Genomic DNA, 23,066 nt, shown 5'->3' on the forward strand with positions numbered 1-23,066 from the left:
CTCAAGCTGTTTATTGTGACTGTTCTAATATCAAAAACGATACTTAAAAAAATATAGAGAAGATAACATACAAGCTATATGTATACACCTCTTTCAGAGCTATAAAACATCCGTGTTTTATGTGCTTCTGGAATATTGTTTTAGCGGCTAAAGCGACTTATCTGCTCTAGAGCTCCTTGAAGGTGAGCAAAGTTAGGTTGCTCTCCTTTAACTTGACGATTTGTTTTGTCCATAAATTGATATTGACCACCTGCGCCTACTTCTAAGATATTGTCATCGGAAATCACAGCATACCCGCTATAATTCGAAGAAATGATCCAATCTCTATCAACGGGCTCACCCAGCAGATCTTCTCCGACTGAGTAATCTTTGACGTCATTGGTAACACCGAGGTAATGCTTCATGACTGTTGGCACAACATCTTGGTGACTAGTCAGGCTTTGTGAAGACCACTTAGTGTCTAGTTTATTAATGCCTGGGCCAAATATCGCAAAAGGCACCTTCACTTGAGCATCGGTAAAGTTGCTATTGTGCCCCCAGAAATTCAACTTATTGTCATTCATTTCTTGGCCGTGATCGCCCGTAATAATTACGACTGTATTCTCAAGGTCACCCGTTTCTTTTAGTTTGTTCAACACTTGGGCTGCCACGGTATCAACGTAGCGCACACTCGTCTTATAGCGATTAAAGAATGGCTGTGGATCAGTCTCATTATTCAGCTTCAAGTAGTTGACCACTTGTAGCATTGGTTCATAACGCGGTTCGAAGCCTTTAGGGAAGTCATAACCATGTGGTGCGTCATAGAACAGGAATGAAAATGCCGGTTTCGACTGATCTCGCTTTTCGTACCAGTCTAACCAATCCTTCGTCAGATCAGCATCAAGCTCTGAAGGACGGTTACCTTTGGAGCCAATACGAAGATTTTCAACATTGGTGAATACTGTTTGGTTAAACTCAGGTTTTCTTAGCTGTGCAGCAGTAAAGATCCCTAAATCGTAGTCCAGCTCCTGTAAACGATCGATGAAAACAGGGCTTTGTTGATTCGCTAAAAAGCCATGCCAATATGTACCAGGAATACCGTAAAACAGGCCAAAAATACCGGTACGAGTTGCGTTACCTGTAGCCATATGGTTTTCGAAGATTAAACCGTCTTGAGCGTATTCCCACATGACTGGCGTATTGTCAGCATTAAATGTGTCATATCTCCAAGAGTCGACAACTAGCAACATAATGTTGACCGGCTTTTCGACACTCTTTACTTTCAAAGGAGATAGCGGATAGTTAAGGTCACTCTTGCGGTTTAAAGTCAGTGACTTTTGGCGGGCAATTGCTTCTTCATCGATCCAACCATACTTTTTCATCATGCTGTTTGACGTAGCTGGGTAGAACAGAGGTAAGTAACGCTTCACCATGGTCACTGGCTGATACGCATGCGCAGCTGCCCAAATATGAATACCATGAGTTGCTAATAACGTTAGAAAGGTAATAAAAGCAAACTTACGACCTAGTTTGTACGAACGTACTGGTGCATCGTTTTCCAACCAACGGATTAAAGCCCACTGTAGTCCTAGTAGTAATGCAATACCACCTATCACCATCGCCCACGTAATCAGTGGGAAGCTGACGATTTGTCCTGACAGTACCAGTTCAAGAACAACGGCATTGATATGGAAACGGTACTGTGCAAAAACAATCGTATCGATGAAAAGTGTTGCTACACCAATTGAGGCGATGATTGCTTGTAATAAGTTTCTTGGGGTTTTGGGTAGGAATAAGCTAGGTAGCGCCACTAGACCGATTAACGCCGCAATCAGCGTCATCTGCCCAAAAACAGAGACAATAATAAAAACTATGGCTAATGGCTCTGAAGGAAACTCAGGCAAAAATGAGAAATAACGACATGCAATCAACATGGCAACGAGAGCATTCACCAGAATGAACCACCCGTGCGCATGTAGCCTCTGTTTCAAAGACATATTTACTATCCTAACTATTTTTATAGATGACTATTTCGCAAAATAATCATTGTATCCAGCAAGAAGCGTTTCAAATTCATCTTCTTGCCAATGTATTTGACGTTTATTCAGCTCTTTAAAAAAAGAGCGCTTTAGGCGATCGAGGTTAGATTGCTTCCAAGAGCTCCCTTTACCATAGCCACACTTATCAAAATCGATAATCCAAATTCGATCACGCTTATCGATGAGAATATTATGAATATTTAAATCGGTATGATTAACACCCAAGCTGTGCATCTTCGCGATTTGGTGTCCGATCTCACGATACAGGTCTGCCGAGACTGAGTTTTTTGTCAGAATATCGACAAGGTCTGTGGCACCAGCAATCTTCTCACTCAACAAATCCGCTCGATATAAGAATCCAGCTTTGGTCGCTCTCGCGGCGATAGGTTTCGGAACATTCACACCAGCTTCGATCAAATCATTAAGCAGCTGCATTTCCATATAGCTACGTGTCTTGTCCCAACTGCTAAACCAATAACTATCTTGAACCAACTTGCCAAATAGACCGCCACGGCGATAGTGTCGAAGTGCTGCTGGTAATTTCCCGGTATCGACAAACCACGTTATGCCTCGGCCTGTTGCACTACCTATTACACTCTCTTGGCCTTGCCAGTATTCAATATCAAACACTAACTCGGGGGGATGCTCCAACAGCTGATCGTCAAACCATATTACAAAATTGCTTGAGTGGATCTTTTTGATCATGATTTAGGTTACCAATAATGATTGATCAAAATAAAAGCCCAAGTAAAACCAGCAAATAGTAGAGCTACGAGTACCGCTGCAGAGCCTATATCTTTGGCTCTGCCACTAAGTTCATGGCGCTCAACACCAACTCGATCAACAACCGCCTCAATAGCAGAATTCACCAATTCGACAATTAACACCAGAACCACAACGCCCAACATGAGAACTGTTTCTATAGGACTGACATCTAACCAAATTAACGCAATGATCGCGGCGCACAGTAAAACCAGCTCTTGTCGAATGGCCGCTTCATATTTGAATGCAGCTTTTAAACCCTGAATTGAGTATCCTGTGGCTTTGATGATCCGTTTCAGACCGGTATTTCCTGGTTTTCCTTGGTTTTCTATCGTCATGTGTGAGTCATCTGCTATTTGATTGGTGTAAAACGAGCACTATTTTACATTTATCGGCACTCTCTGCATAATCTTAGGCAATTAAATTTGCGAGCGATTTTTATGCCCCTTTTTACTCAAGCACCTGAATCTGTTTGTTTTTTGCGTTTGTCTGCCATCGGTGACGTTTGCCACGCGGTCGCAGCAGTACAAGCCCTGCAAAAACAATGGCCTACAACCGAGGTCACTTGGATCATTGGCAAGGTCGAAGCCCAACTACTGGAAGGGCTAGAAGGTGTAGAGCTTATCGTCTTTGATAAGAAAGCTGGCTTTGCTGGCATGAAAGACGTTTGGAAAAAGTTATCTGACCGCAAGTTCGATGCTTTAGTTCATATGCAGTTAGCTTTAAGAGCAAGCTTGCTCACTTTAGGTATCAAGGCCACTCATAAAGTCGGCTTTAACTTCAAGCGCGCTAAAGAGGCTCAATGGCTTTTTACCAATAAAAAAATCGAGGATGTTCAATCGCAGCATGTTCTCGACAGTTTCTACTCTTTTGTCGAATATTTAGGTGTGCCTCGTTCTATACCCGAATGGAACTTACCTATTAGTGCCGAAGATACTCTGTTTGCTAAAGAATCATTGAACTCAACCCCTACGGTTGTCATTAGCCCAGCAGCAAGTAAAGATGAACGCAACTGGTTGCCTGAGCGCTACGCCGAATTTGCAGATTATGTGATATCCCAAGGTTATCAGGTAGCAATCTGTGGCTCTCCAGCTAAACGGGAACTAGCTCTCGCAAATGCGATCATGGAAAAAATGACTCATCCCGCTTTAAATTTGGTCGGAAAAACCTCTCTAAAACAGCTCGCAGCAGTCCTCAAAGAAGCCGCTGTTGTTGTTGCCCCTGATTCAGGTCCAGCTCACATAGCCACAACTCAGGGAACACCAGTTGTCGGCTTATATGGTCACAGCAACCCGCTAAGAACAGGTCCTTATAACAACTTAGACCATGTTGTGAGTGTTTATAATCAACATGCAGAAAAGCAACACGGAAAACCTGTCTCTGAACTACCCTGGAGTACTCGGGTAAAAGGTAACGATATAATGGCAGACATCTCTGTTGAATCAGTTGTGCAATCTTTTAAAAAAATCACACAAGGTAAATAACTCATGACAAGCCCAGTAAAACCAACATTGGCAGTTGCACTCATTGTTAAAAATGAAGCAAAAAACCTCGATGCTTGCCTTAAAACAGTCGCTGACTGGGTTGATGAAATCGTTATTCTTGATTCAGGTAGTACCGATGAGACAGAACAAGTCGCTCGTAAGTACACAGAAAAGTTCCACGTTAATCAAGATTGGCCTGGCTTTGGCCCACAACGACGTCTTGCCCAAGAATATGTCGAGTCAGACTTTGTTTTGTGGTTGGATGCAGACGAACGTATTACCGATGAGCTAAAGGTAAGTATTCAACAAGCCGTTGAAAAAAATGAACCAAACACGCTTTACAGCATATGTCGCTTAAGCTGGGTATTTGGTCGCTATATTCGTCACTGTGGTTGGTATCCAGATAGAGTTGTAAGATTGTACCCAACTCAATTAACTCAATATGATGACTCACTAGTCCACGAAAAAGTGGAAATTTCTACAGATATGAACGTAAAAGAGTTGTCTGGAGATGCTATCCACTATACGTACAACGACCTACACCACTACCTAGTAAAATCGGCAGGCTATGCTCAAGCTTGGGCGGAGCAACGAGAAAAGCGTGGCAAAAAGAGTAGCATCCTAGAAGGCATGCTTCATGCTGTTGCATGCTTTCTAAAGATGTATGTATTCAAAGCAGGCTTTTTAGATGGCAAGCAAGGCTTCCTGCTTTCGGTACTGTCTGCGCACTCCACCCTTGTGAAATACGCAGACCTTTGGATTAGGACAAGTACTGAGAAGCCCAAGGATTAAGCTGTTCTAGAGTCGTATTGATATCAATACGACTCATATCTGCTTCCATTTCCTCACCTCCTCCTTTTGGCGGAGAAAACGCAAGATGGCGCTTATCAGAGTTTAGGGGACGCCAACGAAGAGGGGTAGAAGAGCGTTTGCTCGGAAAGAAGCCGACTGTTGGCACATCCAGCGTAGCTGCAATGTGTAATGGTCCGGTAGAACCAGCAATGAAGACACTTGCACACGCAATCGAGCGGGTAAAATCAATCAAACCATCGTTCTTAGAATAAACGACACCTTTACCACCTTTCTTCACGACTAACTCGAGAAGTTGTTGCGCTTTTTCCTCTTCCCCCGGTCCTGCGGTGACCACAAGCTCGTGCGCATGCTCCAATCCAGCTAACATCGTCGCATATTGCTCTAGTGTTAGGTTATTCGCTGACCCGCCAGTTCCCGCATGAACAAACAGCCATGGTTTGCTGGCGTCGATATTGAGCGCTTCTGTCAATTTCTCTTTTTGCTTAACTAGTGCTTCTTTTGGAAAAGCGAAGTAAGGCGCTTGAGGCTCTACCACCGAGACCGACTGTTCGTTTAAAAAAGCTCTAATAAGATCGAGGTTGTATTGGTACTCTGGTTTCGCAGACTGAGAACGCCTCTGCTTAATACGACGGTTATAAAATATCTGTGCAAACTTGGTTGCAGGTGCCAATCGGTATTTTATTCCAGCTTTCCATACGAGCAGCGCGTTGTAAGTGGTTGAAAACAGGTTAATAGACGCATCAAACTTTCTAGATTTAATGTTAGCTACAAGTGCCTTTTGCTCTGCTTTATCTGCATTTGTGGTGCAATCTACGATAACGTCGTCAATCCATGGACAAAGCTCTGCTAATTGCACAGTATATTTAGGTACAAGAGCTGTAATATGAGCCTGAGGCATCGATAACTTCAGCATCGCAAAACTTGGCCAAGCGAGCATAAAGTCACCAATTTTATCGTTACGAATAACTAGAATTTTTTTCATTTCGGTGCTTACCATCTATTTTTCTTCCTTAATCATACCGACTAAGTTAGTGAAATAGGAGTGTATTTGTTAGCATTAACGCAGATTAATCAATTGAGAAAAAATTGTGTCAAATAAAACTCTATCGCGTGTCGTTTACCCAGGAACCTTTGATCCATTGACTAATGGACACCTTGATCTTATTGAACGAGCATCAAAGATGTTTGACGAAGTGATCATCGCTGTTGCTGCCAGCCCGAGTAAAAACACCATGTTCACATTGGAAGAGCGTGTAGAGTTTTGTATCGAAGTTACTAAGCATCTTGATAACGTGACAGCACAAGGGTTCAGCGGACTCATGGTCGATTTTGCGAAAGAAGTCGAGGCAAACGTCTTAATCAGAGGTCTGCGCACAACGGTCGACTTTGAGTACGAATTTGGTCTAACCAACATGTATCGTAGACTCATGCCTGGCCTAGAGAGCGTATTCCTAACACCAGCAGAAGAGTACGCCTTTATCTCTTCAACTATCGTCAGAGAGGTCGCTATTCATGGTGGGGACGTGACTCAGTTTGTACCGAAAGTCATAGCAGAGGCACTTCATAATAAAAAGCATATTTAAAAAAACGGCCCTCAACTCTGAGGGCCGTTTCGCTATTTAGATTCGGAGTCAGCCATCACTTGATAGCGTAAATAGTAGTTCTGCAGTTGATGATACTCCTGAGCCCAATGCTGCTCTGGGTTTTCAACACTGCTATTCAAGTTAAACAGACTATCTTCATCTCGCCAAGGAAACAGCTTTTCTGCATTCGCATTGGCAAACGCACCATGATTGGTAATCGTACGAGCGTTGTTGTACCCAATATTACTCACACCATCTTGAGATAGCATATTCTCTCCACCTAGAGAAACATACTTTTGGTCAGACAAGCTGAAGTGATACAGCGTTGGATAGACATCTCGATGTGAGCCAATTCTACTCTCATCATATTCATAATCTGTGTGCTCTAAAATTTCATCTGGCACATACATATAAAATGGCACACCAAACGTGAGACCAAACTCCTCTTTAGAATCTGTGGCTAAATAACGCATACGGTGATCGCCTGATGCGGCTATCACGGTTTGCTTCCCTAGCGGCGATGCTTTCACACCAGTAATGAACTGCCCCAAAGAGTCGTTCGCATATTGGTAAACCTGAAGTAGATCGTTCGCTTCCTCCTCCATTGAACCGAGTAACTGTTTTAGGCGCTCGCTTTCTCGTACTGGCTTAGCCTGATAATCTGAAGGCGCTCTAAATGGAGAGTGATTGGTCACAGTCATGATGTATATCATCTGCGGCTTGTCTGCTTCATCAAGCAATTTACGAGCAAACTTAAAGATAAATTCGTCTGGGACTCCCCAGGTATCCGCTTCCTTTTTAGCTTCTGGGAATGCTTTAATGATGCTATTTTCGTCATAAACAGTATCAAAGCCTTGGCGAGGTAAGTAGTTAGCGAGATTTCGCCACATACTGTTACCACCATATATAAACACAACGTCATAGCCCGCCTGTTTATACGGCAAGACAGCAGAGCTTGGTAACTCAACACGTTGTGCACTTGAGTGACTGATTGTCGGTATATCACTATGGAACAGCATCATAACAATACTGTCTATCGTCGCAGATGTACCCGCCATGAAACGCTCAAAGACAAAATCTTCATCAAAGTGTTTTCTTAAAGAACCCAACAAATCATTGTTTTCTGGATCATCTTCCACAAGCACATTGTTTCCAAGTCCCTCCATCAATGCCATAACAACATGAGGTTGATGAGATTCTAGGTAATCATTTTTAGGCGTCTTGTAAATCGGATTAGGTTGCCCTAATACTTTGATCATTTGCTGCTCTAGTTCTTGTTTCGAAATAGGCTCAAATTTAGATTGTTTTTTGTAGTCACTCTTGGCCCAGTCAAGCGCCATAAACGCGTTGGGAGTAATGTTATTAAGCGGAGCATATTGAGATACGTTGGCGTGATAGCGCTTCAAAGGCAGCGTACCGACAGAACCTCGAGCAATCACCACTGTTATAGCAATCATAGCGACAACAGACACAGTAATTTGCCACCAACGACGAGTACTCCAGCTTTTATTCTCGAAATAGGCAATGAGCTTACTTGAGCCAACATAGCCTAATAGTCCAACAAAGATAGCCGTTAAAAAAGAGCGTAGGATTGGGTAGTCTTCCCAAGCATTTTCCAGTACCGCTTCGGTATCATCATCTACTAGCCCAAAAACAAAAACATCAATATAGGTCCCGTAAGTGACGTAATAGTAATAATTGGCAATAGACATTCCTGACAATAAGAAAAATATTAAGGCGCTATAGCTAGGAATAACTCGAGTGAACTGTTTATAAATAGAAGAGAAGCTAGAAAGAATCAGTCCTACCAGTAACAAAGGGGCAAAGCCAATTGCGACCACTTTGGCATCAAAACGAAGTCCAACCCAGAAAGCACGCCAAATATCCGTTTCTATGCCGATTAATTCAGAAGGATCCACAACCTGAGAGTAGAACATTGTGCGAGAAAAAAATAGGAGTGCAATACCTGTCAAAAAGAGCACAATAAGTGTGCGAGTTAACTTACGATAGTTTTGGTCAAAATCCATGTTACAGCTTCTGGATGGGGTAGTTCAATGAAACGCAGCATGATATCACAGCTAAATACCATACCCGGCTTATATTCAGGAAATGAGTTTTCTAGAGGTGCTAGCTTTGGCAAGAGTCACAGAAAAACGTATTCCTCTGACCTATTTTTTGCTCCTGTAATTCTTCACCACAATTTGGACAGGGCTCACCCGCTTTGCCATACACCTGTAACTCTTGCGCAAAGTAGCCAGGCTTACCATCCGCCTGAGCGAAGTCTTTCAGCGTTGTTCCCCCCTGCTTAATCGCAGTTGCCAATACTTGCTTTATTTCTTTTGTGATTAGAACCCATTCTGCAGATGTCACTTTATTAGCAGGACGAAGAGGATGGATTTTCGAAGAGAACAGAGCTTCATTGGCATAGATATTACCGACGCCAACCACGACTTTGTTGTCCATAACAAACTGTTTAATCGCAACTCTGCGTCCTTTCGCCTTTTCAGCAAGGGAAGCGGCATTAAACTCTTCAGTTAAAGGTTCAGGGCCTGAGCCTAGTAACACAGGATGTACTTCATCAGGTTTGGACCACAGCCAAGCGCCAAATCGACGAGGATCGTTATATCGTAGAATCTTTCCGTTGGTTAATTTGAGATCGACATGGTCATGTTTACCAGGAGTCAATTCCGCATCAAGCACCCTTAATGAGCCAGACATTCCCAAATGAACAATCGCATTGCCTACCTGAGTGTGAATAATCAAATACTTCGCACGACGAGTTATCTGCTCTATCACCTCACCTTCCAACTGTTTAAGTTCTTGAGGGATATCCCACCTCAACTTTGGCGTTCGAAAAGTAATAGATCTAATCGTTTGTCCAACCAAGTGCGGGCTTATGCCCATGCGGCTTACTTCAACTTCTGGTAACTCTGGCATATCACGCTCTTTTTAATCACAAAGGTTTAACATGATGTTCTCGCGTAAGCTCGTAGATTACAACTCAAAAGTTAACCCTAAAGAGAGCCACATTAGTTCTTCCCCAACTTTTGCTTCCGCGAAATACTTATCGTTGTTGTAACCGGCCAAAACCGACGCATCGTCTTCAACTAATGCTGTGGTAGTCGTATCCGTTGCGAGTTCAAACCCAAAGTAAAATGGATAATCCTCACTGGCTAAGTTGTATTGATAACGCGCAATAGCGAATGTCCCCCACTCTCCGTTGGTGATGGCATTCTGATGATCAGGATCTAAAATTCTATCATCGACTTCATATTGTTCTTTTGCATATAGCCCTTTGTATTCAGCAGAGATCCAATGTTGATCGTTCACTCGGTATCGGACACCGCCCGCGTAGGTTTTTGAATCACGAAAATCTGAATTCCCCATCGCATACTTAGCGAAGATATCCCAAGCTTCAAGCTCATAGATAAAGCGAATACCTAAGCCTCCCTCAACACTATTTTTGGTGTGATAGAAACCCGGCTCGCCAACATAAGTACCGTCTAAAAGATTGGTACTAACTTCAAAGGTATGCGAATGCACATAGAGTGGTAACAAGCTTAATAAAACAACGTGTCGTCTTTTCATATTGCTATCCCTAAAAACAAGCTCTAGAAGTTGAGCTGTCTTTCAAGTGTAGGAAGCAAATTGCATTAGCGACAAAACAAAAAGAAAAAAGTAATAGATTTCTAGTTGTTAGGGCATCAAGTACTCAGATTCAACCGATATTGCCAGCCACTTACCCTGCCAGTTCTTTAGAAGCCAGAAATCGGGGAATTGATAATAAGTAATGCGTTGTGGCTCTTCTTGGTTTTGGTACCACACCTCGATGGTCTGTGGTGAGGAGAGAGATGCGCTAAGAGATTCATATGTTTCAGAGTCTACTTCGGTACCGACAAGCTGTTGCCAACGCTGTGAGAGGGTTTGAGCGCTTGGTTCTGTCAATTCTAGGGGGCGGCCTTGTTCCTGATACTCCCAACTATCCTCATTCAACACAATAGACCACTGAGAGAAGTGCATTGCAGTGATTTGGTCTGATGGGTTCAGTAGGTAAGGAAAGCCACTTTCAGACGTACTTTCGGCTTCTGGCTCTAACAAATAAGTTTTAATGATCGTTGGCAGGTTGAGTACACCAATAAAGGCAATCACACTTAGAATTAGAATGTTGTTCCAGCGGCGACCACGGTATCTCATTGCTTTTGCTCATAAGTTATCAGTACAAAGAAGACTCAGTATAGCGTGAAAGTGACGAGATATTCTATGCGGTAGATATGTGGGCAAGAGTTGCGGCAGATTATAGGTATAAAAAAACCCAGCGATAAGCTGGGTTTTTCAATTCTTTCTTCTACTTAAGAAGAGCCAAAAAAGCATCAATTACTTGATTTTCGCTTCTTTGTACATAACGTGTTGGCGAACTACTGGATCAAACTTTTTGATCTCAAATTTGCCTGGCATGTTACGCTTGTTCTTGTCAGTTGTGTAGAAGTGACCAGTACCTGCAGAAGATACTAGACGAATTTTCTCACGAATGCCTTTAGCCATTGCTTAATTCCTCTTAAACGTTTTCGCCGCGTGCACGGATATCAACAAGAACAGCATCGATGCCTTTCTTATCAATGATACGCATACCTTTAGCAGTTAGACGTAGTTTAACAAAACGTTTTTCGCTCTCTACCCAGAAACGATGAGTTTGTAGGTTCGGCAGAAAACGGCGCTTAGTAGCATTGCGTGCGTGTGAACGGTTGTTACCCGTTACTGGACGCTTACCAGTTACTTGGCATACTCGGGACATGAATGTCTTCTCCAATCGTTTCAGCTCGATATCAACCTTGGTGGCCGAACCTCTCTATCTGTAAAAAATAGAAGGTAAAAACCGTTATGGAAAACCCATACAAGGCTATCAAAGGTCGCGCATTATACTAACTTGACGCGCATTGCTCAAGACCCGAACAGATCCTTTTTAAGGATTTCGTGATCTTTTTTTGTGCAACACAGCTTGCTTGAGTAATCAGAGCTGATTTAAGGTCTAAAAATGTGGGCGAATCATAGCAGATTTCTAGCAACTAACAAGCCAAAATGTGATTCAAATCCACCCACGTTCAGCAAAAGAGACCACTTCGCCGTCGCCAACCACAAAATGGTCGAGCACCCTAATGTCCACCAGCGCCAACGCATCGGTTAATCTGCGCGTAATTCTTCTGTCTGCTTGGCTGGGCTCTGCAACACCAGAAGGATGGTTGTGGGCTAATATCAACGCAGCTGCATTGTGAAACAGAGCCCGTTTAACGACTTCTCTGGGGTAAACAGACGCAGCGTCAATGGTGCCTTCAAACATAACCTCATCTTTAATCACCCGGTTCTGATTGTCTAAAAATAGGATATAGAAGGCTTCACGCTGGCGATCCCTTAAAACACTCGAAAGATAGAGTTTTGTGTGGGTCGGACTCGTTAGAGCATCACCTCGGTTCAGTGTCTCGGCAAGGTAGCGCTGCGTCATCTCTAGCACCGCTTGCAGTTGAACATACTTGGCCTGCCCTAGCCCTTTATGTTGGCAAAACTCTTTCTCTGAAGCAGAGAACAATTGACGTAGCGAGCCAAAATCTTGAATAAGAAAATCAGCCAGATCAATAACGTTCATACCCCGCGTGCCGGTCCGCAAAAAAATAGCGAGTAGCTCGGCATCCGACAGCGACTGTGGTCCGCGCTGCAACAGTTTTTCTCTTGGCATTGAATCGTTGGGCAAAGCTTTCAGTGTCATTAGGCGGCTCTGTTGGTTAATAAGCACCTATTGAACAAAATAAAAAACGAAAGTCGTATCTGACTTTCGTTTTTTTCGTTAACCACTACTTTTCTATGTAATTGAGCGATCCATCAAAGCTTAAAGTTTCCAACCAGATCGTGAATTTCAGATCCTGATTGCGATAACTGGGTGCTGATGCCCTCTGCATGCTGAAGTGTGTCATTGATATGATTCACGATTTGCTGAATCGCCACTAGGTTCTGATTGATATCCTCAGCAACCGCACTCTGCTCTTCTGCTGCCGAGGCTGTTTGAATGCCTCTATCTCGAATCATACCGATAGATTGGTGCACGCCGGACAGAGATTGCTGGATCATTGACGACTCCTCAACTGTCTTCGCTCCGCGCTCCTGGCTTGCCGACATAGTGGTCACAGCTCTTGATACGCCCGTTTGCAGCTGCTTGAGCATATCGCCAATCTCATGGGTACTGTTTTGCGTTCGGCTTGCTAGCGAGCGAACCTCGTCAGCAACCACGGCAAAACCACGGCCTTGCTCACCAGCACGTGCCGCTTCTATCGCCGCGTTCAATGCAAGTAAATTGGTCTGCTCAGCAATTTCACCAATCACATCGAGCACCTTAGTAATTTGCTCGGTCTGTTGGCTCAGTTCAGCAATCGCCTCCGAGGAGCTATTCACTTCATCAACCAGCTTACTGATTCCATCAATCGCTTGATCCACTTCGCGCTGCGCTTCGGTCACTTGGCCGTTTGCATCATCAATCGCCTGCGCCGTTGCATGGGTGTTACTTGCGACCTCTTTGGCTGTCATGCTCATTTCCGTCACAGCCGTCACGACTTTATCGGTTTCAAGGCAGTGGTTTTGCATTTGAGCACTGGCTTGAGACGTTTGCTGATCCAGTTGTCCAGAGACGCTTTGCACGGTATCAGCAGAACGTTGAATGTCCTGCATCAACGGATGAAGCTTGTCCATGAATTCATTGAATGCCGATGCCACCTCACCCACTTCATCTTTACTTTCCATTTTCAGGCGCGCCGTTAAGTCACCGCCTCCCGCCGCCACATCTTGTAAAGACTTAGCAATATGCTGCAGTGGTTTAATGCCTTTAGACACAATAATGCTCGTCAGCACGCTAGTGATAATAAGACCGATGACCGAAATTGTTATTGCAGAGAGCGTATGTTCATTCAACTCTTGGGTACGCAGTTCACGCTGCATCGCCACTTGCTGATCAATATCATCAATGTAGATCCCGGTACCAAGCACCCAATCCCACTTAGGTAAATACTCGGCATAACCTAATTTTGGTGCTTGTGCATCAATACTTGGTTTATGCCAAGAGAAATAAAGGAAGCCATCGCCGTTTTTAGATGCATCAATCAGCCCAGCAATGACTGCCACGCCATTTTCATCTTTCAAACCGATGAGATTTTTGCCTTCCAGAGATGGTTTAATCGCATGCAGCGTGTTGACCCCTTTTGAGTCATACGCAAAGAAATAACCATCACTTTCAAAGCGCATCGCTTTAAGGATTTCTTTTGCCGCTTGTTTGTTATTGCCGTTGACGTCTGTATCGTACAGTGGCTTTATCGCTGTAACCCCCATCATCATGTAGGCTTGCAGCTCTTTTTTACGTGTATCGATCAGCTCTTGTCTATCGCGAGCCAATTCCGCTTCTAAGCTATTACTGCCGTTTATGTAATAGACCACCGAGATCAATGTGGTGATCAACAACAAAGGGATCAGAGTCACCAACAGCAATTTCCCTCGACTTTTCAATACCATCTTATTCCACTACCTCATTATTGTTATTTTTCCCCTCCGATCTTGCAGAACGGGCCAGGATTGTCTGTGAAGTAAACAAAGGTTTTATATAACTCTCAGCAATTAATATTCTGTAGTTTGATATCGATTAGCTTCTCATCAGATTTGCGAGGGCGATGAGAGATTCAGTTGTGCTAAACTCGTCGCCAGAAAATTGGAGATTTAAGATGCAAACACTAGCAGGAAAGAAAATTCTACTCGGCATCAGTGGCGGTATTGCCGCGTATAAATGTGCGGAGCTAACACGTCGCCTAATCGAAAGAGGTGCACAGGTCCAAGTGGTGATGACGCACGCAGCGAAGGAATTTATCACCCCACTCACCATGCAGGCCGTCTCGGGTAGACCGGTGTCTGATAGCTTGCTTGATCCTGCGGCGGAAGCGTCGATGGGCCATATTGAGTTGGCCAAATGGGCGGATCTGGTGCTACTTGCTCCTGCAACTGCAGATTTGATTGCTCGTATGGCCGCTGGCATGGGTAACGACCTATTGACCACGCTCGTCCTTGCAACCGATTCGCCAGTCGCGGTATCTCCTGCGATGAATCAACAGATGTATGCACACCCAGCAACGCAAGAGAACATTGCGACTCTGAAGCGTCGTGGTTGCCATATTTGGGGCCCAGCGGCTGGAGAGCAAGCGTGTGGCGATGTAGGCATGGGTCGTATGTTAGAGCCAATGCAGCTGGTTCACCGTTGTGAGAACTTCTTTCAACCAAAACCTCTTGAAGGTCGTAGGGTTCTAATCACTGCGGGACCAACCCGAGAAGCGATCGACCCTGTTCGCTACATCTCTAACCACAGCTCAGGCAAGATGGGTTACGCGTTGGCAGAAGCAGCAGTCAAACTCGGCGCAACGGTAACGCTCGTGAGCGGCCCTGTTGCATTAGCAACGCCAGAAGGTGTAACACGAGTTGATGTCGAGAGCGCGCAGCAGATGTTCGATGCCGTTATGGGCTCAGCACCACGCCATGATGTCTTCATCAGTTGTGCAGCTGTGGCTGATTACCGTCCACATACGGTAGCCGAGCAGAAGCTGAAAAAGGTCGATGGTACCGATGATATGTCTATTGAGATGGTCAAGAATCCAGATATCGTCGCTTCTGTGGCGCGCATGAACCAAGATCGCCCATTCACCGTTGGCTTTGCTGCAGAAACTCAAGATGTCGAGAAGTACGCACGTGGCAAACTAGCGAAGAAGAACCTCGATATGATCTGTGCCAATGATGTATCGGTAGAAGGGCAAGGCTTCAACAGCAACAACAACGCTCTCAACCTTTACTGGAACGATGGCGATAAGTCACTCCCACTAGAGAGCAAAGAGGCATTAAGCTTCAAGATCTTAGAGCAGATCCAAGAACTTATACCAATCACAGTAAGTAAGTGATCAGAAATAGCGTAGGAAAAACGCTTGAGAACAAGGCAGAGTTTTCCGATAAGTAGTGATTCTACAATCAAAAACTCTAACGAAGTTATCGAGCGTTTTAACAAGCTAGGATGAGCAATTATTTACTACGATTGGTATTTTTGAAGCGTAGCCGCATTTTTGCGCTGACAATACCCTGACACCTCTCGATTCTGTTGACCTAATGCTTACAGAACTAGGAACAGAATTGATTGGTGTTTATAATCCTCTTCACTCATCATCCTCTCTATTAAAGGAAGTAAACAGATGGCTGGTACCCGTAAATCAAACCGTCGTGAAGAAATTCTACAAGCGCTTGCGCAAATGTTGGAGTCAGCAGAAGGCGCATCTCGTATCACAACGGTGAAACTGGCCAAGCAGGTCGGCGTATCAGAAGCTGCACTTTATCGCCATTTCCCAAGTAAAGCGCGCATGTTTGAAGGGTTAATCGAGTTCATCGAAGAGGCGCTAATGTCGCGTATTAATCGCATCCTTGATGAAGAGAAAGATACCTTAGAGCGTATTCGATTGGTGCTGCAACTGATCCTTGTTTTCTCAGAACGTAACCCTGGCCTGACTCGTATTTTGTCTGGTCATGCTCTAATGTTTGAAAACGAACGCCTACGCGATCGCATCAACCAGCTGTTTGAACGTATCGAAACACAACTGCGTCAGATCCTGCGTGAGCGTAAGATTCGTGAGGGTAAATCTTTCCCTGTGGATGAAAGAATTCTTGCAGCTCAACTACTTGGTCAGGTTGAAGGCAGTCTCAATCGCTTTGTGCGTTCAGACTTCAAATACCAGCCAACTGAAAACTTTGATGCCTACTGGGCGCTACTGAGTGCTCAAATCAAATAAATTCAATAACCTAAGCGGTGCTTATGACGACACAAACCAGTTCGACACAACACGTAATCACCAAACCACCTTTTCAGCTTTCGCTACTGCACCCTAAATATTGGGGCGTTTGGTTCGGTTTTGGCTTGCTTGCCTTCATTGTTAATGTGCTGCCTTATCGCGCTCTCCTGCTGCTTGGCCGCTCTCTTGGTGCTCTTGGTGCTCGTTATGGCAAAAAGCGCGTTGCGATCACCGCACGCAATCTAGAGCTCGCATTTCCAGACAAGTCCAGCGATGAAGTCGATGCCATGGTGCAAGAGAACTTCAAAAATACGGGTATGGCACTCATCGAAACTGGCATCACTTGGTTCTGGCCAACGTGGCGCTTTAAGCGTTTGCTGGTAGACAAAGACACCCAAGCACTGCGTACTCATCAGCAGAATGGCAAAGGGGTACTCTTGTGCTGCGTTCACGCGCTTAATCTAGAGATCACTGCTCGTGGGATGGCGGTACTTGGTATTCCGGGGCTTGGCGTATATCGTCCACACAACAACCCTGCTTACGAATTTATTCAGTACCGTGGCCGAACTCAAAATGGCAACCGATTGATTCACCGTAAAGACGTAAAACGCATGATCAAAGTGCTGCGTAAAGGAGAGATCCTTTTCTACCTACCAGATCATGATTACGGCCGTAATAAGTCGGTATTTGTGCCTTTCTTTGCTGTCGAAGATGCCTGCACCACCACTGGTACCAGCATTTTGGCTTACACCAGTAAGTGTGCACTGGTTCCGGGCTCTGGTTTTAGAAATGAAGATGGTAAATATGAGATCATCGCCAATGAGTCCGTGGAAGCAGATTACCCACAAAAAGATGAGAAAGCTGCGGCGGCTTACATGAACCGCTACCTAGAGAAAACCATCTTAAGAGCACCAGAACAGTGGATGTGGCTGCACAAGCGCTATAAAACCATGGAAGACCCAGAAGTGCCAAAAGGCATTCGCTACAAATAAACGTGACCAAAAGAAAGGGGCTGATGATTCATCAGCCCCTTTTGCATTTTATATTCTGAACAGAATCGTATTAGATGCCGTACTCAGCGCGGTACGCTTTTACAGCTTCTAAATGCTCTTTATCTGTACCTTTCTCTTCAAGGAAAGTTACAAGATCTGTCAGGCTAACGATTGAGATGATTGCACAACCGAAATCGCGCTCAACTTCTTGAATCGCAGACAGTTCGCCTTTGCCCTTCTCTTGGCGGTCAATCGCTACCAAAACACCCGCTAGGTCAGCACCATTCGCTTGGATGATTTCCATTGACTCACGAATCGCTGTACCTGCAGTAATTACGTCGTCCACTAGCATGATACGACCTTCAAGAGCGCTACCAACTAGGTTGCCACCCTCACCGTGGTCTTTCGCTTCTTTACGGTTAAAGCAGTAAGGCGTATCTACATCATGGTGATCTGCCAGTGCAACTGCAGTTGTCGTTGCGATTGGAATACCTTTGTATGCAGGGCCAAACAGTACATCAAATTCAATACCAGAATCAGCCAATGCTGCTGCGTAAAAACGGCCTAGACGCGCTAGGTCACGGCCTGTGTTAAACAATCCAGCATTGAAGAAGTAAGGGCTCTTACGGCCAGACTTTAAAGTAAACTCACCAAACTTAAGTACTTCTTTCTCTAGTGCAAATTCAATAAATTCACGTTGATATGCTTTCATGCTCATCCTCTAAATTAATTTACTTTCCAGTTCCTAACTTCCAATAACTCAAGAAGCTAACAATGATGTATTTTCTAAATAGATAGCTCTACAACAAGGCAGCAAGGTTTTTCAGCCCTATGAGCATAGGGGACCTATGTGATTAGGGTGAAAAATGGCAGCTAACGCAGGTGTAGAGTTATATATGACGAAAATAAAAAAATAGCCCCTTAAAAAGGAGCTATTAAAATTGATTATTCTGCCAACGCCGACTTCTGCGCTTCAACAATATCGGCAATGCCCTTATTCGCCAGGGCTAGAAGCTGCATCAGCTCTTCGTGGCTAAACGGTTCACCTTCTGCGGTGCCTTGAATCTCAATCATCTTACCGTCTTCCGTCATTACAACGTTCATATCTGTATCAGCTGCTGAGTCTTCAACGTATTCAAGGTCACACAGGGCTTGTTCACCAACGATACCCACTGAAACTGCCGCTACGTGGCCTTTCATTGGGTTCGTTTTAAGCTTACCGCTCTCTAATAGGTGGTTAATCGCGTCAGCCATTGCTACGCTCGCACCAGAGATAGACGCAGTACGTGTACCGCCATCTGCTTGGATAACATCACAATCGACAGTGATCATGATTTCACCCATCGCTTTTAGATCAACCACAGCACGTAGGCTACGAGCGATCAGACGTTGGATTTCCATCGTACGACCGCCTTGCTTACCGCTCGCTGCTTCACGACGGTTACGTGTGTGCGTTGCACGTGGCAACATGCCGTATTCAGCAGTAACCCAACCCTTTCCTTGACCTTTCAACCAACGCGGTACGTTCTCTTCTACCGTTGCGTTACATAGAACCTTGGTGTTACCAAACTCAACCAGCACAGAGCCTTCAGCATAAGCTGTGTAGTTACGAGTAATTTTAATTGGACGAACTTGATCTACGGCGCGGTCATTTGGACGCATAAGTATCTACCTTATTAGTCTTATCTTTAGGTGTTTAACTATTGAAAGTGTCTGTCACCTAAGAAAGGGGTGAGACAAATTGGATTGGGGCGAGATTATATAGCAGTTTACGGTGCAAAGCTATTTATCCTGAGACACCACCTATCCTGAAAAGCTTATAAACCTAAAAAGCGATGGACGCACATAGCACTCCGTATCGTGATACTATGCGTGCGCGTTATTTTCAGAATGATAAAAGACAGGAAAATTCGATGATTTATAGTATGACGGCATACGCACGTAAAGAAGTAAAAGGCGATTGGGGTACAGCTGTGTGGGAAATCCGCAGTGTAAACCAGCGCTACCTTGAAACTTACTTCCGCATGCCAGAGCAGTTCCGTGGCCTAGAGCCAATCCTTCGCGAGCGTTTTCGTAAACGCCTAGCACGCGGTAAGGTTGAGTGTAATCTGCGCTTTGAAGCAAACCCTGCAGCAAAAGGTGAGCTAAGCATCAACGAAGGCCTAGCGCAGCAAGTGATCAATGCGGCGAACCAGGTAATGGGCATGACTGGCGAAGAGAGCCGCCTAAACCCGTTCCAAGTGATGAACTGGCCAGGTGTGATGGAAACACCAGAGCAAGACATGGACGCGATCAACAAAGACCTTCTAGCTGCGTTTGATGACGCAGTAAAAGATTTCATTGACGCACGTGGCCGTGAAGGCGACAACATGAAAGCTCTAATCGAGCAGCGCCTAACTGCAATCACAGAAGAAGTTGTTAAAGTTCGCGCACGCATGCCTGAGATCCTAGAATGGCAACGTGAGCGTCTTCTTAATAAATTTGAAGAAGCGAAGATTGAACTTGAAGGTGCACGTGTTGAGCAGGAGCTGATCCTACTGGCTCAAAAGTCTGACGTAGCAGAAGAGCTAGATCGCTTAGATTCTCACGTGAAAGAGGCAACGAATATTCTGAAGAAAGGTGGCGCATGTGGCCGTCGTCTAGACTTCATGATGCAAGAGTTCAACCGTGAGTCAAACACACTAGCATCTAAATCTATCAGTACTGACATCACCGCATCTGGTGTAGAACTCAAGGTTCTTATCGAGCAGATGCGTGAACAGATCCAAAACATTGAATAATCTATTAGGCTTCCACCTAACATGATTCGAAAATAGCTCCTGATCTCAGGGGCTATTTTTTATAGCAAGTATAGTTCCTCTCTTCTGCATGCCCTTTGCTAAACAAGAACAGATGCTCATCTTGCACTTTGTACATCAATTCAATTTTAGCTCTCACCAAGGCATCCATATCACGCACAAGGCTGCCACTATCTACAGGCTTTAAATCCCAATCGATATGATGGTAGGCAACCGATAGTAGACCGTTTTCAGCGGTGTAATCCGCTTCAAAGTAGACTTCATAAGGTTTGGTGCCCTCAGCCGCTGTTTTAAAGTGACCCTTTTGAAAAATCAGCAAGGTTTTATCTGAGGTGAACTCTAAGATAGAGCGATCAGCGATCTCTTGATAACCGCTATAGCCTTTTGTGACAAACCCCTCATCGAGTTGTACACATGCCCAGCGCGTACCCGCCAAATGTTGCTGATCAAACTTCCATTGATACAGCCCGATAGCGATAACACTGACTAAAAGTGCGATGTTGAAAGCGATGATTGTTTTTAACCGCATATAGCTCTCGCCCTCTTAATGGCTTTTACGACTGTCTCTGGAATCTGCTCGATTGTCACTGAATGGTTCACATAACTGGCATTCTTGCTGCCATGTTTGGCAAACGCAAAGGCTTTAATCAGGTAAACGCCATCGTCATAAGCCGACTCTGCTACTCTCAGATATACATCTGCATGACAGGTAGGAATAGACTGAGTTGCTAACTCATACGCGAGAAGCTGTCCGTCGCTGATCAAATATGCGCTGTCATGAAGGTAAAAATCGGTCGCACCAACTTGAAAGTGCTGATACTCGCTTGGTTGGATAAAGTCTGGTTTTCTTATAAAAGGTTTAGCTAGCAAGACAAAAATCAGACAGGCAAGTAGAACCACTGTTATCACGCCATGCCACAAATACAGGTTCTCTTTGTGTTTAATAGGCGCGCTAACTTTGATAGGTTCATCGCCTTTGCTTGATGTTGCCGGGATAACCTCACTCTCTTGGCTTACTCGAATTGTCCGCTCTTCAACCTTCTTTTTTACAGGCTCTTCAGCGCAGTGAATCTCAAGTACGTAGCCAATTTTGCTCACCGTTCTAATAGTGACATCAGTAGCGCCTAATTGTGCGAAGCTTTTTCTTAAACCAGAAATGACATTAGTGATCGCTTGGTCGGTAACTAGAGCACCCTCCCAACACGTTTCAAACAAACACTCACGGGTAACGTGGGCACCTTGATTCTCTAACAGCAAGCTCAATACGGCATAGGGCAGCGGGCGCAATTGGATGCTCTCGCCTTCCACACTCGAGAGTGTTCGAGTGGTAGGATCAAGTATCAAATTGGAAAAATAGACTCTATGCATAGGCTCACTGTTACTAGGCTTTGAGCAAATTTTACTCAAAAATATACCGCGGTGATTATGATCCTATCATTACTGACTCTGTGGTGTAAGTGGTAGGCTGAAATCTACTACCAATTCACAGAACAGTGCCAATAAAAAATACACCATCAAATATATCAATAAGTTACAAGGTAAATATAAAAATAAATAAAAGGAAAAGCGTCAATAAACCGACAATTCGTGAAGTTTAAATGAAATCCATCTTTAGTTTTATATTGGCAGTGAACACACAATGCACACTGTTTTTTATCCCCGATGAGATTAATAGAATGAAAAAAGCAGTGATCCTTTTAGCAGCATTTTCTGCCTTTGCTGGTGCTCAAGAGCAAGCCGTTGAAAAAGACGTATCTGGTTTTTATTTAGGCGGTGGTTTCGGTACCACAACTTATGATGATGACGTGTCTGGCTCAACACTAGAAACCAATGATTCAACATTTAAGCTGATTGGTGGTTACCAGTTTAACCGTATCGTCGGCATAGAAGCGCAGTACACCAAGTATAGTGATGTGACAACACCGCAAGCTTCTGGCGCATTAGAACCTACTGCTATTTCTGTTGCTGCAAACCTTGGTTACACCTTTGACAATGGTTGGCGCCCATTTGGTACCGTTGGTTTGACTCAAATGTCTATTGACATACCATTCGCAAAAGACGAAGACGAAACCGCACTTCGTTTAGGTGTTGGTGTTGAATACACCCCTGCAAGCCTAGAGCATTTAAACTTCCGCGTTGCTTACGAAGTCGATACATTCACAATCGAACAAGACTTCCCATTCTCGGACGTTACTATCCAACTTGGTTCGTTCTACGCAGGTGCTACCTACAAGTTCTAATAACTAACACTCTGTTAGCTAGAAAGCAAAAGGGCGACTTTATGTCGCCCTTTTCAATATCTGCCTGTTTTCGCTCACCATTACTCATCTGGCTCTTGAGTACGTCTATCGACATATGGCCAATAATGGTGCCCTACTCGAATCAGTAGTGTCGCAGCCGCAAGTATAAATGCTGCCACCGCCAGCCACACCACCAATACCGCATCCAACTCTTTCATACCTAGCGTGATATATCGGGCAATCGCCATCATTGCGATATAGATAGGATATCGAACAGGGATCTTACCGTTCACCACAAATTGCTGCACCATCGCTAACACTTCGAGATAGATGAACATCAGCAGGATGTCAGTCAAGAGAACGCGTTTTTCAGCAAACACATGCATGAACTCTTCAACCATCGCAAACAGGGTCGCCAATGTAATGGCCACCAGCAGTACGGCTTCAAGAATATGGAATATCTTCAAGAAAGGTCGACTGAAACCTTTTGGTAAATGAGAAGGCATAAACACTCTAATTACTAATTAAACC

25 protein-coding genes are annotated in these 23,066 nt (G+C 44.4%); 8 read left to right on the top strand and 17 right to left on the bottom strand.

Going from position 1 to position 23,066, the window contains the following annotated elements; all coding sequences use genetic code 11:
* Positions 1–140: 140 nt before the first annotated feature.
* The 3 genes from KI743_RS12675 to KI743_RS12685 are packed head-to-tail and all read right to left on the bottom strand — an operon-like array spanning position 141 to position 3,118.
* A complete protein-coding gene (locus KI743_RS12675) occupies positions 141–1,976 on the bottom strand; it encodes a DUF3413 domain-containing protein (RefSeq protein WP_285466686.1) in 1,836 nt (611 codons plus the stop codon).
* Positions 1,977–2,006: 30 nt separating this feature from the next.
* Positions 2,007–2,723 (bottom strand): 3-deoxy-D-manno-octulosonic acid kinase, encoded by a 717-nt coding sequence (locus KI743_RS12680; protein WP_285466687.1) that lies wholly within the window; start codon positions 2,721–2,723, stop codon positions 2,007–2,009.
* 8 nt (positions 2,724–2,731) lie between these two features.
* Positions 2,732–3,118 carry a diacylglycerol kinase gene (locus tag KI743_RS12685; protein ID WP_150870443.1) on the bottom strand — a complete coding sequence of 129 codons (387 nt, stop codon included), beginning with the start codon at positions 3,116–3,118 and terminating at the stop codon, positions 2,732–2,734.
* A gap of 102 nt (positions 3,119–3,220) precedes the next feature.
* On the opposite strand from KI743_RS12685, the gene KI743_RS12690 reads away from it, so the two are divergent.
* A complete protein-coding gene (locus KI743_RS12690; RefSeq protein ID WP_285466796.1) occupies positions 3,221–4,264 on the top strand; it encodes a glycosyltransferase family 9 protein in 1,044 nt (347 codons plus the stop codon).
* A 3-nt stretch (positions 4,265–4,267) separates the two neighbouring features.
* Positions 4,268–5,056 carry a glycosyltransferase family 2 protein gene (locus KI743_RS12695; RefSeq protein ID WP_285466688.1) on the top strand — a complete coding sequence of 263 codons (789 nt, stop codon included), beginning with the start codon at positions 4,268–4,270 and terminating at the stop codon, positions 5,054–5,056.
* On the opposite strand, the gene KI743_RS12700 is transcribed toward KI743_RS12695, so the two are convergent.
* A complete protein-coding gene (locus KI743_RS12700) occupies positions 5,025–6,059 on the bottom strand; it encodes a glycosyltransferase family 9 protein (protein WP_285466689.1) in 1,035 nt (344 codons plus the stop codon). The two genes, KI743_RS12695 and KI743_RS12700, sit on opposite strands and share 32 nt — an antisense overlap.
* 106 nt (positions 6,060–6,165) lie before the next feature.
* On the opposite strand from KI743_RS12700, the gene coaD reads away from it, so the two are divergent.
* Entirely contained in the window at positions 6,166–6,660 is a 495-nt protein-coding gene (gene coaD / locus KI743_RS12705; RefSeq protein ID WP_150896115.1) for a pantetheine-phosphate adenylyltransferase, read from the top strand.
* Positions 6,661–6,692: 32 nt separating this feature from the next.
* On the opposite strand, the gene KI743_RS12710 is transcribed toward coaD, so the two are convergent.
* The 8 genes from KI743_RS12710 to KI743_RS12745 form a co-directional block, all read right to left on the bottom strand.
* Positions 6,693–8,687: an LTA synthase family protein gene (locus KI743_RS12710; RefSeq protein ID WP_285466691.1), complete on the bottom strand. Its 1,995-nt coding sequence runs from the start codon at positions 8,685–8,687 to the stop codon at positions 6,693–6,695.
* Positions 8,688–8,787: 100 nt separating this feature from the next.
* Positions 8,788–9,597, bottom strand: a complete 810-nt coding sequence (gene mutM, locus KI743_RS12715; protein ID WP_285466693.1) for a bifunctional DNA-formamidopyrimidine glycosylase/DNA-(apurinic or apyrimidinic site) lyase — start codon at positions 9,595–9,597, stop codon at positions 8,788–8,790.
* 57 nt (positions 9,598–9,654) lie between these two features.
* Positions 9,655–10,248 (bottom strand): hypothetical protein, encoded by a 594-nt coding sequence (locus KI743_RS12720; RefSeq protein ID WP_285466695.1) that lies wholly within the window; start codon positions 10,246–10,248, stop codon positions 9,655–9,657.
* Positions 10,249–10,356: 108 nt separating this feature from the next.
* Positions 10,357–10,854 (bottom strand): hypothetical protein, encoded by a 498-nt coding sequence (locus KI743_RS12725; RefSeq protein ID WP_285466698.1) that lies wholly within the window; start codon positions 10,852–10,854, stop codon positions 10,357–10,359.
* A gap of 180 nt (positions 10,855–11,034) precedes the next feature.
* Complete coding sequence (rpmG, locus tag KI743_RS12730; RefSeq protein ID WP_002535344.1) at positions 11,035–11,202, bottom strand: 50S ribosomal protein L33; 168 nt, start codon at positions 11,200–11,202, stop codon at positions 11,035–11,037.
* A gap of 13 nt (positions 11,203–11,215) precedes the next feature.
* A complete protein-coding gene (gene rpmB, locus KI743_RS12735) occupies positions 11,216–11,452 on the bottom strand; it encodes a 50S ribosomal protein L28 (protein ID WP_004728407.1) in 237 nt (78 codons plus the stop codon).
* A 291-nt stretch (positions 11,453–11,743) separates the two neighbouring features.
* Positions 11,744–12,418: a DNA repair protein RadC gene (radC, locus tag KI743_RS12740; RefSeq protein ID WP_285466700.1), complete on the bottom strand. Its 675-nt coding sequence runs from the start codon at positions 12,416–12,418 to the stop codon at positions 11,744–11,746.
* Positions 12,419–12,531: 113 nt separating this feature from the next.
* Positions 12,532–14,205, bottom strand: coding sequence for a methyl-accepting chemotaxis protein (locus KI743_RS12745; RefSeq protein WP_285466702.1), 1,674 nt, complete (start codon positions 14,203–14,205; stop codon positions 12,532–12,534).
* A gap of 206 nt (positions 14,206–14,411) precedes the next feature.
* Here KI743_RS12745 and coaBC point away from each other — a divergent pair, with 206 nt between their 5' ends.
* The 3 genes from coaBC (at position 14,412) to KI743_RS12760 (ending at position 17,497) form a co-directional block, all read left to right on the top strand.
* Positions 14,412–15,629: a bifunctional phosphopantothenoylcysteine decarboxylase/phosphopantothenate--cysteine ligase CoaBC gene (gene coaBC / locus KI743_RS12750; RefSeq protein WP_285466703.1), complete on the top strand. Its 1,218-nt coding sequence runs from the start codon at positions 14,412–14,414 to the stop codon at positions 15,627–15,629.
* 285 nt (positions 15,630–15,914) lie between these two features.
* Positions 15,915–16,505, top strand: a complete 591-nt coding sequence (gene slmA / locus KI743_RS12755; protein ID WP_032551139.1) for a nucleoid occlusion factor SlmA — start codon at positions 15,915–15,917, stop codon at positions 16,503–16,505.
* A gap of 23 nt (positions 16,506–16,528) precedes the next feature.
* On the top strand, positions 16,529–17,497 hold the full coding sequence (locus KI743_RS12760; RefSeq protein ID WP_285466705.1) for a Kdo(2)-lipid IV(A) acyltransferase: 969 nt from the start codon (positions 16,529–16,531) through the stop codon (positions 17,495–17,497).
* Between the two features lie 70 nt (positions 17,498–17,567).
* On the opposite strand, the gene pyrE is transcribed toward KI743_RS12760, so the two are convergent.
* Complete coding sequence (gene pyrE, locus KI743_RS12765; RefSeq protein WP_026000307.1) at positions 17,568–18,209, bottom strand: orotate phosphoribosyltransferase; 642 nt, start codon at positions 18,207–18,209, stop codon at positions 17,568–17,570.
* Between the two features lie 233 nt (positions 18,210–18,442).
* Positions 18,443–19,159, bottom strand: a complete 717-nt coding sequence (rph, locus tag KI743_RS12770; RefSeq protein WP_032551137.1) for a ribonuclease PH — start codon at positions 19,157–19,159, stop codon at positions 18,443–18,445.
* 251 nt (positions 19,160–19,410) lie between these two features.
* Between rph and KI743_RS12775 the strand changes: the two genes are divergently transcribed.
* A complete protein-coding gene (locus KI743_RS12775; protein WP_032551135.1) occupies positions 19,411–20,277 on the top strand; it encodes a YicC/YloC family endoribonuclease in 867 nt (288 codons plus the stop codon).
* Positions 20,278–20,329: 52 nt separating this feature from the next.
* On the opposite strand, the gene KI743_RS12780 is transcribed toward KI743_RS12775, so the two are convergent.
* Both KI743_RS12780 and KI743_RS12785 read right to left on the bottom strand, forming a co-directional pair.
* The gene (locus tag KI743_RS12780) at positions 20,330–20,824 is read right to left on the bottom strand and encodes a hypothetical protein (protein ID WP_285353206.1); all 495 of its coding nucleotides are present in this window, start codon (positions 20,822–20,824) and stop codon (positions 20,330–20,332) included.
* A complete protein-coding gene (locus KI743_RS12785; protein ID WP_285466708.1) occupies positions 20,815–21,663 on the bottom strand; it encodes a transcriptional regulator in 849 nt (282 codons plus the stop codon). The genes KI743_RS12780 and KI743_RS12785 overlap by 10 nt, the downstream gene beginning before the upstream one ends.
* Positions 21,664–21,971: 308 nt before the next feature.
* Here KI743_RS12785 and KI743_RS12790 point away from each other — a divergent pair, with 308 nt between their 5' ends.
* Complete coding sequence (locus KI743_RS12790; protein WP_285466709.1) at positions 21,972–22,535, top strand: porin family protein; 564 nt, start codon at positions 21,972–21,974, stop codon at positions 22,533–22,535.
* 80 nt (positions 22,536–22,615) lie between these two features.
* Here KI743_RS12790 and KI743_RS12795 read toward each other — a convergent pair whose 3' ends face one another.
* Complete coding sequence (locus KI743_RS12795; protein ID WP_032551132.1) at positions 22,616–23,041, bottom strand: phosphate-starvation-inducible protein PsiE; 426 nt, start codon at positions 23,039–23,041, stop codon at positions 22,616–22,618.
* Between the last annotated feature and the right edge of the window lie 25 nt (positions 23,042–23,066).

This window comes from Vibrio sp. D420a, from assembly GCF_030248625.1.
GTDB lineage: Bacteria > Pseudomonadota > Gammaproteobacteria > Enterobacterales > Vibrionaceae > Vibrio > Vibrio fortis_A.